The sequence below is a fragment of the Microcoleus sp. PH2017_05_CCC_O_A genome, assembly GCF_020738785.1.
In the GTDB taxonomy this organism is placed as follows: Bacteria; Cyanobacteriota; Cyanobacteriia; order Cyanobacteriales; family Microcoleaceae; genus Microcoleus.
Genome location: NZ_JAEQCB010000127.1, coordinates 1 through 14,604, shown reverse-complemented (window position 1 = coordinate 14,604; position 14,604 = coordinate 1). Strand labels below are relative to the sequence as shown.

General features: G+C 45.6%; 10 protein-coding genes. 5 read left to right on the top strand and 5 right to left on the bottom strand.

The window, feature by feature from the left end; genetic code table 11:
- Window positions 1-27 precede the first annotated feature (27 nt).
- Together JGK20_RS25040 and JGK20_RS25035 are read right to left on the bottom strand one after the other, a co-directional pair.
- The gene (locus JGK20_RS25040) at window positions 28-894 is read right to left on the bottom strand and encodes a transposase (protein WP_293213062.1); all 867 of its coding nucleotides are present in this window, start codon (window positions 892-894) and stop codon (window positions 28-30) included.
- 72 nt (window positions 895-966) lie between these two features.
- Complete coding sequence (locus JGK20_RS25035) at window positions 967-1,254, bottom strand: hypothetical protein (protein ID WP_293178691.1); 288 nt, start codon at window positions 1,252-1,254, stop codon at window positions 967-969.
- A gap of 237 nt (window positions 1,255-1,491) precedes the next feature.
- Here JGK20_RS25035 and JGK20_RS25030 point away from each other — a divergent pair, with 237 nt between their 5' ends.
- The 3 genes from JGK20_RS25030 to JGK20_RS25020 all read left to right on the top strand — a co-directional run bounded on the left by JGK20_RS25030 (window position 1,492) and on the right by JGK20_RS25020 (window position 6,470).
- Window positions 1,492-3,690: a tetratricopeptide repeat protein gene (locus JGK20_RS25030; protein ID WP_293213060.1), complete on the top strand. Its 2,199-nt coding sequence runs from the start codon at window positions 1,492-1,494 to the stop codon at window positions 3,688-3,690.
- A gap of 228 nt (window positions 3,691-3,918) precedes the next feature.
- Entirely contained in the window at window positions 3,919-4,134 is a 216-nt protein-coding gene (locus JGK20_RS25025; protein WP_293193504.1) for a hypothetical protein, read from the top strand.
- A 5-nt stretch (window positions 4,135-4,139) separates the two neighbouring features.
- On the top strand, window positions 4,140-6,470 hold the full coding sequence (locus JGK20_RS25020) for a serine/threonine-protein kinase (protein WP_293232518.1): 2,331 nt from the start codon (window positions 4,140-4,142) through the stop codon (window positions 6,468-6,470).
- 79 nt (window positions 6,471-6,549) lie between these two features.
- Here the strand turns inward: JGK20_RS25020 and JGK20_RS25015 are convergent, their stop codons facing one another.
- The 3 genes from JGK20_RS25015 to JGK20_RS25005 all read right to left on the bottom strand — a co-directional run bounded on the left by JGK20_RS25015 (window position 6,550) and on the right by JGK20_RS25005 (window position 10,738).
- Entirely contained in the window at window positions 6,550-7,983 is a 1,434-nt protein-coding gene (locus JGK20_RS25015) for a YdiU family protein (RefSeq protein WP_293232516.1), read from the bottom strand.
- 274 nt (window positions 7,984-8,257) lie between these two features.
- On the bottom strand, window positions 8,258-8,809 hold the full coding sequence (locus tag JGK20_RS25010; RefSeq protein ID WP_293178682.1) for a transposase: 552 nt from the start codon (window positions 8,807-8,809) through the stop codon (window positions 8,258-8,260).
- Between the two features lie 312 nt (window positions 8,810-9,121).
- Window positions 9,122-10,738, bottom strand: coding sequence for a Ppx/GppA phosphatase family protein (locus JGK20_RS25005; RefSeq protein WP_293232514.1), 1,617 nt, complete (start codon window positions 10,736-10,738; stop codon window positions 9,122-9,124).
- Between the two features lie 228 nt (window positions 10,739-10,966).
- Here JGK20_RS25005 and JGK20_RS25000 point away from each other — a divergent pair, with 228 nt between their 5' ends.
- A complete protein-coding gene (locus JGK20_RS25000) occupies window positions 10,967-11,851 on the top strand; it encodes a 4-hydroxybenzoate solanesyltransferase (protein WP_293178676.1) in 885 nt (294 codons plus the stop codon).
- Window positions 11,852-12,193: 342 nt separating this feature from the next.
- Window positions 12,194-14,604 (top strand): S8 family serine peptidase (locus tag JGK20_RS24995; protein ID WP_293232512.1); only part of this gene is annotated, 2,411 nt, incomplete at its 3' end.

Below are 14,604 nucleotides of genomic sequence, written 5' to 3'. Positions count from 1 at the left end.
CCTGATGGATTACCCTGTAGAAGCCAGTCATCCCCCGATTTCTCGGTTTCGACTGAACGAATCGCACTTGGCAGCACCATTTAAGTCTGCATTCACAATTATGCCATTATCTGACTGATATAAGCCACGTTTAATCCGCTTTCCAGATGCTTTCCACCCAGTTGGTTTTTGACCATATTTGGGTAGGGAGTCACCATCAAGAAAACTAGCTTTTGAAGTATATGCTTCTTCGGTTTTAAGAAATCTGATTCCGTGCAAATCGCACAGTTCTTTCAACCTATTTTTTAGCTTACCTAAAGGCATTTGAACAAATTTTTGATTGTTCAGTTTACCGAGATTACTGTTAGACTTAAAGCCTTCATTCCACCCAACTATCAGTGTGCCAATTCCGTATTTCAGACAATGGTTGACAATTAACTTTGCAGATTTATTGATGCCATCACGCATTTGGTGATTGCGTTTGCGAGTTACACGGTCTAGCCAATTATCCCAGTAACCTTCTGGTTTTCCTTCTTTTCTAGTTGCTACTTTCTTGTTCCACAATTGATTCATCGCTTTCATTGCACGAGAATCAATCAATAAAGAGTTTCCCAGCGTATCGACACAAGCTGCTAAATTGTCAGAAGTTCCTAAGTCAATTGACAATGCTTGACCAATGTCTAAATTATGTTGTTGTTTTTCAACCTCGTAGGACATTTCCAGGTAAAAATAACCATTTTTCGGGAGAATTGTAAACTCTTTCACTTGAGAAAAATCAAGATTCGATGGCATAGGCAAAAAGAATTCAGAAACTCCAAACCATCGCCTTACTGTTAAACCCAAGGAAAACCTTAACTGATTGCCAACAAGTTTTGGTCTTAAACCTCCAGAATTGGGATAAGCTACTTTAAACAACTTAGAGTTTTTCAGGTATCCCGGTGGCTTGGGGTTAAAATGTAATTGACCTTTGATATATAAATCTCTTAATTATTTAAAAGATTTGAAGGCTTCTGTTACTGACATCAATGTTTGCTGCATTGGTGTTGATGGCAATGATTTAGCAACCATTGATTTTGTAACTGATGGTTCAAAAGATAAGTCAAATTTTCCAGTCAACAATTTTCCTGTTTTGAAAAAAATCTGACGAGCTAAATAAACACCACTGTTATACAGTTTACCTGATTGTTGACAGAGATACTCTAACAAGGCTTGAACTTCTTTGGTTGGAGACAGTAATATTTGCTGAACTCCCATTGTTTTTTTGGTTTTATTCACCTCTGTTTTCCTGAATATTGGTTGACTTGTCTGCTTTCAGCTATTATACTAGATATCTCAAGGTTCATCAACAAAATTTAGAAAGAAAGAAAGAAAGAAAGAAAGAAAGAAGACGGGGACTCTCATTCCCTCGTGCCGCTTCCCTCTCAGGACTGAAGTCTCGCTCGTTTCCCGCATCCCGTATTGTTTTTATGATTGTATGCGATAATCGAACATTAACAGGGTAGAGGGCAGAGCATGATTGGTCAACTTCTCGACAGACGTTACCGCATCATTAAAGTCACAGACTCAAGTGAAGTGGGAAAAACTTATATAGCAGCAGATACTCACCGTCCCGGGTATCCGCAATGCACGGTTAGAGAAATGCGGCTCCTCGGCACCAGTTCGCAAACTCCAGAATTAGTCAAAATTATATTTCAAAGAAATGCAGAAATAATAGAAAAATTGGGCAAACACGACAAAATCCCCGAATTGTTGGCGTATTTTGAGGAAAACCAAAGTTTATACTTAATAGAAGAATTTATTGCCGGTCAACCTTTAAGCCAAGAATTTATACCTGGTGAACCTTGGGCTGAAGACGAAGTAATTGCTTTGCTATCATCCATATTAGAAGTTTTGGTGTTTATACACTCCAACGGTTTCATTCACCGCCGAATTCAACCAGACAGAACAATTCGACGCGAGTCAGACGGCAAATTTGTGTTGATTGACTTTAGCTTAGACAAAGAAATTAACCCGGAGCTCGTTAATTCTCATTTGTTGGCGCCAACATCCCCAAATTCTGTTAAAAAGCCTTTGGGAAAAAAACCGGAGTTAGCTGCTGAAACATTATATGTGCCGATCGAGCAATCGCAAGGCAACCCCCGCTACAATAGCGACATTTACGCTCTAGGTACGATCGCCCAGCTTGCGGTAACGGGACTCTCACCGAAGGAACTAAGTGCCTTACAACACAAAGGCGAAATTTCCTGGCGCGATCGGGCGACTTGTTCGGCAGGCCTAGCAGATATTATCGATCGAATGGCACTCTCAAACTACGAGGAACGATATCAGGAAGCCGCCGAAGTTTTGGCAGACCTCCAACAAATCGCTGTAAAATGGGAGGCTGGGCGATCGCCAGCCACCATCATCACCGACGCTATAAGTCAATTGCAGCCGAGACAGCGCCCAACCAGACTGTTGCTGTTTGCAGCCATAGCCGCAGCTTCGATCTTGACAGCACTGATAATTTACTTTTGGCACAGTCAAAGTCCGGCGAGAGCAAAAGAATTGTTCGCCCGCGGTGTTGCGAAGGCGCAGCAAGGTGACAAAACAGGCGCGATCGCCGATTATACTCAAGCGATCGCCCTCAATTCCAGCGATGCCGAAACTTTCTACAAGCGGGCTAACGCTCGCTACGACATGGGCGCCACCGAGCAAGCAATTGCCGATTACACCCAAGCACTTAAAGTCAATCCCAGCCACACCAAAGCCATCTACAATCGAGCTCTCGCCCGCCGCGACACCGGCGACAAGCGGGGGGCTGTGGAAGATTTTACCCAAGTATTGCGGCTCAATCCTAACAACGGTGACATATATTATCAGCGGGGTTTAGCCTATTACGATTTGGCAGACTACCGCGCGGCAATTGAAGACTACACTCAAGCAATTCGGCTCAATCCCAACGATGCTACAGCATACAGCAATCGGGGTTTAGCTCGATCGGCCAACGGCGACAAAACCGGAGCAATGGCGGATTTTACCCAAGCGATTCAAATTAGCCCCAAGGAAGCTGGGGTTTACTACAGTCGCGGTCGATCGCGCTTTAATCTAGCAGATTATCAAGGAGCGATGGAAGATTACAGTAGGGCGATCGAATTGGAACCGAACCAAGCTGATGCTTATACCAATCGGTGCAGCGCTTACTTAAATTTAGCAACCTACGACAAAGCGATTGAAGATTGCAGCCGAGCAATTCGCCTCGATCCCAAAGATGAGGCAGCTTACAACAACCGCTGCATTGCTCATCTGAATTTAAAGCAATTTCAAAAGGCCAGCGAAGATTGCAGTTTGACGATCGGACTCAACAGCAACAATCCCAAAGCATACAGCAATCGAGGATTAGCTCGATCGGCTTCGGGAGACAAGCAGGGGGCCGTCGAAGATTTCACTCAAGCAATTAAGCTCAATCCCAGCGATGCAGTAGCTTACAGCAATCGCGGTACTATTTACTCAGAACTCAAAAATTACCCTTTAGCGGTTGAGGATTTCGCTCAGTCGCTACGGCTCAACCCCAACAATGCTAGCGCTTTTTACAGCCGAGGTCTCGTCCGCCGCCAACTCAAAGATCGGGCTGGGGCGATCGAGGATTTTCAGAAAGCTGCAACACTGTTTCTAGAACAAGGAAGAGCCGATGGTTTTCAAAACGCACAAGCACAGATCAAAGATTCTAAATAAACTATTAGTCATTAGTCATTAGTCATTGGTTATTGGTTATTGGTTATTGGTTATTAGCGCGAGCGTCCCCGCTCGCGAACGTTATTAGTCAGTAGTCAGTAGTCGGTAAACAATGGGAGCATCTCATTTTTGAAAAAAGCATTTTTTATTATAGTGCGAGCGTCCCCGCTCGCGACTATTCCAGGACTCGCGAGCGGGGACGCTCGCACTATTAAATGCAAAACAGAGATGCTCCCTAAACACTCAACTGTCAACCCTTCTTTTGCGCTCTTCGGGCAAGCTGTTAACTGCCAACTATCAACTATCAACTGCCAACTATCAACTGCCAACTGCCAACTGCCAACTGCCAACTGCCAACTATCAACCGTCAACCGTCAACCGTCAACCGTCAACCGTCAACTGCCAACTGCCAACTGTCAACTGTCAACTGTCAAATGTCATTAGCAAAAATGAAAAATCAAGAACAAAAAAGGAAACAGCAAAAATCACCAATTACGAATTACCCATTACCAACTCCCCCTTCCCAGTTACCAATTCGCAATTATCAATTACCAATTACCAATTACCACTTCTCAAATTCCGATATGAACATGGTTGGTCAACTTTTAGACAGGCGTTATCGCGTAGTCCAAATCCTCAGCTCGGGAGCCTTCGGACAAACTTATTTAGCAGTCGATACTCGCCGCCCAGGTCACCCTCAATGTGTAGTCAAACAACTGCGCCCTCCCAGCAACACTTCCACAGTTCTCAAAACAGCTTACCGATTATTTAAACAAGAAGCAGAAATATTAGAAAAACTGGGAAAACACGATCAAATTCCTTTTTTACTAGCTTATTTTGAAGAAAGCAATCAATTCTACCTCGTAGAAGAATTTGTACCCGGCCACGCCCTCAATCGGGAAATTGTGGCCGGTCAACCTTGGCGCGAAGAAAGAGTGCTGGATCTGTTGGAAGAAGTGTTAAAAGTTCTTGCCTTCGTACACTCTCAGGGAGTGATTCACCGCGATGTTAATCCCTCCAACTTAATCCGCCGCAAACCAGACGGCAAATTAGTTTTAATTGACTTCGGCTCGGTTAAAGAAGTTGCCAATCACGCCAGCGAGTACGATACAGAATTTCCGCGCACCATTGCGACGGGAACTCCGGCTTATATGCCGATCGAACAATTTCAAGGCAACCCGCAATTTAGCAGCGACCTCTATGCCGTCGGGATGATGGCGATCCAAGCTATCACTGGTTTGCCCGGTACGGATTTGCCAAAATTGCAAGATCCGAGTCCTTCTCACACTGGGGAAATTGTTTGGCGAAACCGAGCTCAATGTTCTCAGGCACTGGCAAATATAATTGACAAAATGGTCTGCCACCAATTTAGCAAACGCTATCCATCGGCTGAGGAAGTTTTGGCCGCTCTCAGCAAGCTGAAACACCGCCAAGAGCCTGGAAATACGGCTCAAAATAAAAATATTTCTCCGTCGAGCTTACTGTCTTCCAATACTTTTTCTTCAGGTTTGGGAAGTCGGTTTTGGTGGCTGATATTCGCTGGCTGCGGGGCGATTGCTATGGTATTTCTGTTTAATTATTGCAGCCGCCCGAATCCGATCAAAGCCAAGGAATATTACGAAAAGGGAGTAGCAAAGTCTCGCAATCAAGATGCGGCAGCAGCTTTGCAGGCTTTTGACAAATCAATTCAATTAAATCCTAACAATGGTGAGAGTTTTTATCAGCGGGGTAATGCTAATTATGATTTAAAAAAATATCAAGAAGCAATTGCCGATTATTCTCAGACGATCGCTCTCAATCCTCAATATTTTAAGGCTTATTTTAACCGAGGGCTGGCCCGTCGCGATTTCAACGATAAGCGCGGAGCGATTGAGGATTACACTCAGGTTTTGAAGCTCCAGCCCAACGATGTTGATGCTTACTATGAAAGAGGAGTGACTTATTTAGAAATGCAAGATTACAAGACGGCTATTGGGGATTTGACTGAAGTAATTCGGTTGCAGCCGAACTTGGTTAAAGCTTATCATTCGCGGGGGTTGGCTCGGGCTGGGAGCAGCGATTTGCAGGGGGCGATTGGAGATTATACTGAGGCAATTAAGCTCGATGCTCAGAATGTGGATGCTTTGTACAGTCGGGGGAGAGCGCGCTTTCACCTAGGAGATTATCAGGGAGCATTGGCGGATTATAGTCAGGTAATTGCGATCGATCCCAAGAGTGGAGATGCTTACGCGAATCGTTGCAGCACGCAGTTGAATTTAGGAGCTCATCAAGCCGCAATTGACGATTGCACTCAGGCAATTTCGCTCAGCGATGAAGATGGGGTTCCCTATAACAATCGCTGTATTGCTTATTTAAATTTGAAGGATTACCCGAAAGCAATTGCCGATTGCACTCAAGCGACAACACTAAATCCCAAGGATTATAATGCTTTCAGCAATCGCGGTTTAGCTCGCAGTGCCGGGGGAGATACACAGGGGGCGATCGCCGATTTTACCGCAGCAATCGGGCTCAATCCCAACGATGCTGAAGCTTACGCCAATCGGGCCAAGGTTTACCAGCAGTTAAATAATTCCAATAGTGCGATCGCCGATTACGTGCAAGCCATTCGGATCAATCCGAATTATGCTGGTGCTTACTACGGTAGAGGCATGGTTAGGCGATCGTTAGGAGACAAAGCAGGAGCAATTAGCGATTTCGAGAAAGCAGGCAAAATCTTTCTCGATCAAGGACTTACCGGCGGTTACAAAGACGCACAATTTGAGATTGACAAACTCAAATAATTCTTAGGTACGTAGTTGCGCTTCAGCGCTCTTTTGCATATATATAAGAAAGAGCGCTAAAGCGCAACAACGTACCTTACTAACCCTCTGGATTTTGAATTCGCTCAACCAAATCATAAAAAGGTTGCCAATTATCCTCAAGAGCGATCGGTTCCCAAACAGCCTCAATCGTCGGCCTCAACAGCGATTGTTCCGGATTGTGCTGGCGCAACCTGTCCGCCATCTTATCCATATCATCCGCCGATAAACTTTGCAAAACGTGACAATAAAACTCCCGCCAAGGTGCTAACAACTCCGTCGCTTCGGCCTCGCTAAAAATTTGATTGACATCATCTCGCCAAGTGCGATTAAACTGTCTTCGCAATTGAAAAAAGAAATCATGATAATCAACTTGAGACTCCGCCAGCATCTTAATTGTCAGCTTCAAAAGCTCATCACCATCAGCCTCAGACAAATCCTCAAATCCCAACCTATTGAGCATCAACTGTCGGTAAGTAGTATTATAATACCCACCAAACTTAGCCAAAGCAGCATCCATATCAGCTTGAGGAATCGCCGCTGCTAGCGGTTGCTGAAGCTTCTCCAAATTCCCGTGACAAATAAACGGTTGATTGCCGTAAGCATAAAGACCATAATAGTCAAAATAAGCTGCTGTAAACTTCGGATTATAAGTCGGAATAAACGCAAAAGGCCCGTAATCAAAACTTTCACCAGTAATCGACATATTATCAGTATTCAGCACCGCATGACAAAAACCTGCCGCCATCCACTGAGCGACCAATTCGGCTACACGCTTGACTAAATCCGCATAAAATAGCGCATACTTTTCTTCCGATGAAATACCAGAATTGCTAGCTTCTAGATGCAGTTTAGGATAGTAATATTCAATGACAAAATCTAAAAGTTTTTTAATTAAGTCCGGGCGACGGATATAATTTAGCCTTTCAAAAGTGCCAAAGCGGATGTGAGAGTGGCTAAAACGCACCATCACGGACGATCGCGTCGGAGAAGGTTCATCGCCCCGCCACAAAGCATCACCCGTTTCAACCAAACTAAAACAGCGAGACGTGCGAACTCCCAATCGGTGCAAAGCTTCAGCCGCCAAAACTTCGCGAACTCCCCCCTTGAGAGTGAGTCTACCATCAGCGCTGCGCGAGTAGGGAGTGCGGCCGGAACCTTTAGTGCCGAAGTCGTAAAGTCTGCCATCAGTACCGCGAACTTGGCCGTACAAAAAGCCTCTACCGTCGCCTAAATTCGGGTTGTATTCGTTGAATTGATAGCCGTGGTAGCGGAGTGCGAGAAAGGGACGCACGCAGTGAAATTTGCCGAATGCTTGAATGAAATCTTCGTCGGTTACTTGTGCCGGATCTAAGCCCAATGTCGGCAATAATTGGTCGTTGCGGAAGCGGAGGATGTGCTGCGGAAAATCTGCCGCCGGGACTTCATCAAAGTAGTCGCCACCGAGGGATTCGAGGGCGGGTTCGTAGTTGAGGGAAAGCAAGGGATTTGACATTTGTCTATTTTATGTTGAAAATGTTGAAATTGGCAACTCATTGTAGGGTGCGTCTGTTGTAAAAATTTTAAACGATAGACAGAGAATCTTCGGCTGACGCACCCTACGGTTAGTTATTGTAGGGTGCGTCTGTTGTAAAAATTTTAAACGATAGACAGAGAATCTTCGCCTGACGCACCCTACGGTTAGTTATTGTAGTTATTGTAGGGTGCGTCTGTTGTAAAAATTTGAACGATAGACAGAGAATCTTCGCCTGACGCACCCTACGGACTCACTACTCGTGACCAATATGTGCCGGAATATCTGGGATGTCATTTGCTCCCCAATCTTCAGGATAAATGCTTTGGGCAACAAATCGATGGAAGCTAGAATATTGCCAATCTTTGGGGGACTGGCATAAACCATGTTTGACTGGATTGTAATGAATATAATTGCAATGATTAGCATAGTCTGTTTCATCTCTAATTAAATGTTCCCAAAATCTTCGCTGCCAAAGATTTCTTTCTTTCCGTTTTTTTCGAGATGGGCTAATTTCGGCTTGTATTCCTAATTTATCAGCGCATTCATGTGTGACAAAAGTTTTAATGAATCGCCAACGAGTTGCATAATTGTTATCACCCTCTGGTAGTGTCCAAATACAATGTATGTGATTTGGCAATAAAACAATTGCCTCAATTGAAAAAGGGTAAAGTTGCTGGACTCGGAGCAGGGATTTTCGTAAAGATTCCCGAGCAATATCGCTGCACAGCCAAGGAATTCTTTGATAAGTGACTTGGGTGAAAAAGTAGGTTGCTCCGGGTATCGTGGCTCTCCGGTAGTTCGACATAATATTGAGTTAGTAGTCGTTAGTTATTGTCGGGTGCGTCAGGACTGAATGTTTTCTGACATTGCTGATTTTTTCGCCTGACGCACCCTACGGTTAGTTATGGACAGACAGATAATCTTCGGCTGACGCACTCTATGGTTGGTTATTATCGTTATTGTCGGGTGCGTCAGGACTGAATCTTTTCTGACATTGCTAATTTTTTCGCCTGACGCACCCTACGGTTAGTTATTGTAGGGTGCGTCAGGACTAAATGTTTTGACGACATACAGATAATTTTTGCCTGACGCACCCTACAGTTGCTCTACCTCCTATTTAAACTGCCACCAAAGTAGGCTCTAAAGTTGCCACTAATTTCAGATTGTACTCATCCTCAAAACACGGCTTTTTATAATCTAAACTCCACAGTTCCAAAGCACAATCGTCACCGGGATTGAGCGGTTGCAGCCGCAAGTGAAACTCTCGAACTTCCGGGCGGTGTTCGCATTTGAAATCAGTAATTGCCCCAATCTGCCGCCTATCCAAAGCCACAGCCAACCGCAGAAATGGATGCAATTTACTAACGACTTCTCGGTATCTTTTCGGGAGAATGACAAAATTTTCGTGTTTCTTTTTTGGAGGATTTTTCCGGTGATAGCGAGCTATATTGGCAATTACTTCAATCTCAGTTTCAGTGTATCCCAATAATTCACCATTGCGAATTAAATAGTAAGAATGCTTGTGGTGCGCCGAATGGCTGACGTACAAACCGCTGTTGTGCAGAATCGATGCCGCCCACAGCAACTCGCGTTCTTCGCTTCCCCAATTGTGCAGAATTCCTTGGGTTTGGTCGAATAAATTGAGTGCAAATTCGGCGGTTCTTTCGCTTTGTTGTAAGTTAACTTGATATTTTTGGGCCATGTGCAGAACACTGCGCTGGCGGATTGAACCTTGATAGCGCAAGCGGTTTTCAATCAAACCCCGACTTAGCATCCAGTCAACAATGACGCCTTCTCTTAAAGATCGATCGCACACCGTGAGGGATTCCATACCTAATAATGCCATCGCTTCCTGCAAAATCAACGCCCCGGCGAGAATAATTTCCGCCCGCTTGTCCGACATTCCGGGAATTGCTAGCCTTTCGGAGTAGGAAAGTTTGCGGAAACGATTGACTAGCTCGCGCAAATCTTTTAAACTTAACTGATATCCAGCCAGCGGACTCGGAACTGTTCCCAACTTTTCGCGAGCGTTAATTGCAGCCAGAGTTTCGATGGTTCCCGCAGTTCCGATCAAGCGCAGATGTTCGCCTATCTTGAATTGCGATCGCAATTCGTCGATCGGTCTTTCCAGCGAAATCCGAATATAAGCTTGCAAATAGGAAAACTCCTCCCGGCTAATCGGGTCAGTTTTGACAAATTCTCCTGTTAAGCGCACAGCACCAATTTTGGTACTGGTGAGACAGCGCGGTTCAGAACTATCTCCTAAAATTAACTCAGTAGAACCGCCACCAATATCAATAATCACCTGCGATTGATTGTTAAATTCCATTCCCGAAAGAACACCGAGATAAATTCTCCGCGCTTCTTCTTGTCCGGAAATTAAGCTCACATTCAAGTCTAATTCGTCAGCAACTTGTTTGAGAAAATCCCGCCCGTTAGGCGCTTCTCGAACCGCACTGGTGGCCACAGCGATGACTTGTTCAGCATTAAAAGTTTTAGCAATATCTTGAAAACGGCGCAAAGTTGCGATCGCCCTTTGCATCACTTCAGACTTCAAACACCCTGTTTTAGCCTCACAATCACCCAACCGAACCGTATCTTTTTCTCTAGCAATAATCGCAAACGCAGGCAATTTCGGATCGATCCGCGCCACCACCATATGAAACGAGTTAGTACCCATATCAATAGCGGCAATAATGCGATTTGACTCCGCAGCAGCAAGTGAATTAACCATTGGAGTGTATCGGGGTTGACAGATATTTATGATTATTTCACGAATCCAGTGAGGCGCGATCTTAAATCAGCAAAAATCGGGAATTAGGGCATCGGGCATCGGGCATGGGGCAAAGAGGGCAAAGAGGGCATCGGGACATACATCACTTTTTTGAGAACCGCTATAGTAGGTGATTTTGCCTAAAATTTGATAGAATTTAAAGCTAAAAATCTAAAATCTAGAATTGAAATGCTTATAGAGCCCGATCGCCAATCTGAATCTACACTACTTACTATCATCCGGCTGTTGAGATGGGACAAGCCAGCAGGAAGGCTAATTTTAATGATTCCAGCCCTGTGGGCCGTCTTTTTAGCAGCAGACGGAAAGCCGCCCTCCGCATTGGTAGGGGTGATAGTGTTGGGTACCTTAGCCACGAGTGCGGCGGGATGCGTCATCAACGACTTGTGGGATCGCGATATTGACCCGGAAGTAGAAAGAACGCGATCGCGCCCCCTTGCATCCCGCGCCCTAAAAGTGCAAACTGCGATCGGAGTTGCTTTAATTTCCTTTGCTTGCGCCGCCATTCTCGCATTTTATCTCAATCCGTTAAGTTTCTGGCTGTGTGTCGCCGCCGTACCAGTAATTATCTGCTATCCGTTAGCAAAAAGATTCTTTCCAGTCCCACAATTAGTGTTATCAATTGCCTGGGGATTTGCAGTTTTAATTAGTTGGAGTGCCGCCGTCAATAAATTAGAATTAGCAACTTGGTTGCTGTGGGGCGCAGTAGTCTTGTGGACGATGGGATTTGATACAGTTTACGCAATGAGCGACAAAGAAGATGACTTGCGTGTGGGTGTCAATTCCAGCGCTATCTTTTTCGGGGATAACGTAACTAATGCTGTGGGTTTTTTCTTTGTTGGTACTGTCGGTTTGTTAGCAGCAACGGGAATTAATCTGCACTTGCACGTCGGTTTTTGGATAGCAATTTGTGCGGCGGCAATTTTGTGGTTTTTGCAGTACAGTCAACTGCGGAAGGCGGATATTCCCAAGCCTGTTTACGGTGAAATCTTTCGCCAAAATGTTTGGGTTGGGTTTGTCATATTGGCGGGAATGATTGTTGGGGAGATTTTTTAGCCTGCGGTTGGAAACCGCGCCTACACAAACAAAACCCACCTACGTGGGTTAAATAAGTCCACTAAGCCTCTCCAATAATGATTGTGGAACAGGCATCTTGCCTGTTCAAGACTGGCTTTTCTGACGATCGTACCTTCTATGTAAAGTTATATTACAAAAACAGAAACTTCGCATAAAAACTCCGACGCACTCCAGATAGATAAGTAGCGGCGGAAGTTCAGCGAGTTTGACCCACCCTCTGTGTAAAGTTATATTACAAAAACAGAAACTTCGCATAAAAACTCCGACGCACCTCTGATAGATAAATGTCAGCCCAAATTATTGGATTAATCAAGGTGCACCATGTCTAATATATCGATCGGCAATTTAAGCGACAACTATATCTCGATCGACTTCGCAGGTAAAACTGACCCCACAGACACCTATCGTTTTAATCGGCTGAATCCGGGTAGCTTTCGAGTTACGGCGGTCGGATTTAGTTCCATTGTTGGGATGCAGCTTCTCGACACTCAGGGAAAAGTCGTCAAAGATATCGAAACCAACGGCACAAATTCGGGCACTTTTAGCATCGATAATTTGGGCGCAACAAATTATGCACTAAAAATCTCTGCACCTTCGCGCGATACAAATTATCAAGTTACTTTAACCCCAGACGGAAAAGTCGATCCGCTGACAGGCTTAGGCGTTACCTCCGGTTTCTTCACTCCCGATTCAACTGGTCAAGTTGGTTTTGACTGGCTACATGACGGCGGCAATTATAAAGGTGAAGTTGCCATTTTTAGCGTACAAGGTATGGAGAACTTCGATCCTAATTCTGAGGAATTTATCAAAGAATCAGCAAGACGAGCTCTGACAAATTCTACCTTTGGTCACGTCGTAATTTCTGACTCCATAGAAGGTGCAAATCCGCTATTTAACGGCGGTTTAGGAGAGGAAAACTATAACGAGGGACAGTACAGTGGCGCGAAAAAATTTGGGATGAAACCGGGAGATGCTTTTGCGGTGATGTTAGTACCAAATGGTACTGTGCGAGATATCTTTAACAATCCGGGTGCGGACGGTGACAAACGTCCGTTATTATCTTTATCTAGCCTGAATCCAGATGATGCTTTTTTGTTTGGTCAAATAGCAGATGTGACTGGCACCGGCAAGGCATTTGCGATGGAAGATCAGCGAGTCGATCGGGGTTCTGATAAAGATTACAACGATTTAGTTTTCAAGTTGACTGGTGCGACTGGTAAGGCTGTGTCGATCGACAAAGTGATCGATAAGAGCAAAGATTGGACTAAACTCGATGGCGGCAAGAAATTGATCGAGTATGTCACTCCAACACCGCCTGTAGCGACAACGCCACCAGTTGTTGTACCGCCGACAACTCCGCCAGTTGTTGTACCGCCGACAACTCCGCCTGTAGCGACAACGCCACCAGTTGTTGTACCGCCGACAACACCTCCAGTTGTTGTACCGCCGACAATGCCGCCAGTTGCGACAACACCGCCTGCTGTTGTACCGCCAGTTGCGACAACACCGCCTGCTGTTGTACCGCCGACAACGCCACCAGTTGAGACAACACCGCCTGCTGTTGTACCGCCGACAACACCGCCAGTTGCGACAACACCGCCAGTTGCGACAACACCGCCTGCTGTTGTACCGCCGACAACGCCACCAGTTGTGACAACGCCACCAGTTGCGACAACACCGCCTGCTGTTGTACCGCCGACAACACCGCCAGTTGCGACAACACCGCCTGCTGTTGTACCGCCAGTTGCGACAACGCCACCTGCTGTTGTACCGCCAGTTGAGACAACACCGCCAGTTGCGACAACACCGCCTGCTGTTGTACCGCCAGTTGCGATCGCACCGCCTGTAAGAGTAAAACCTCCGATCGCCCCCCCAACTCCTTCACAACCACCTAAGATCGACCCAAAACTGCCTGTAATTGAACAACCGATCGACACTGAAGCGCCTATCCCTATCAGTGTGGCGCCAACGGTCGATCGCACTTTTGTAGGCATCATCGATACTGGGTTTGCTGCGAAGAATCCCGATTTGGATTATTCTAAAGTGACCTTGGGGCGCGATCGCATCGACAAAGACAGCAACCCGTTGTTAAATGCTGGAGAAGGGAACGAACACGGCACGTTTAGCTGGGGTTTAGTAAGTGCAATTCAAGGGAATGATATCGGGATTGATGGCTACAACGATGGGGCGAATGTTTACCTAAGTCGGGCAATTGGTTCGGGGGAATGGGATTTAGCTTTAACTGATTTTGTAAGTGAAGCGAAGGGACAAAAGAAGAAGAATGCGATCGCACTTCTTCCCCTGGATTTAACTCAAAAGAATGCTGACGGTAGCATTACTACTCGTTACGAGTTTACAGCGCGGGAGCGTGCGGCTTTGGAAAATGCGCGTCAAAATGGGGTGCTGTTGGTTGTAGCGGCTGGTAATGACGGCGGTGTGATGTCGGTTTTGGGTCAATCTTCTCAGGAGTTTGACAATATTATCACGGTTGGTTCGTCGGATGGTTTTGGGCGATCGGATTATTCGAGTTACGGCTACGGTTTGGATATTTTAGTGCCCGGTGGAACAATTGAAAATCCGACTTTATCGACTGTTGGCGATGATGTCGGTCAAATGTCGGGAACTTCGGCATCCGCAGCTAAGGCGGCGGGAATGTTGTCTAAGGTTTGGGATAGCAATCCTGCTTTGAGTGTGACTCAGGTTATCGATGTTTTGACTGGAAGTGCGATCGA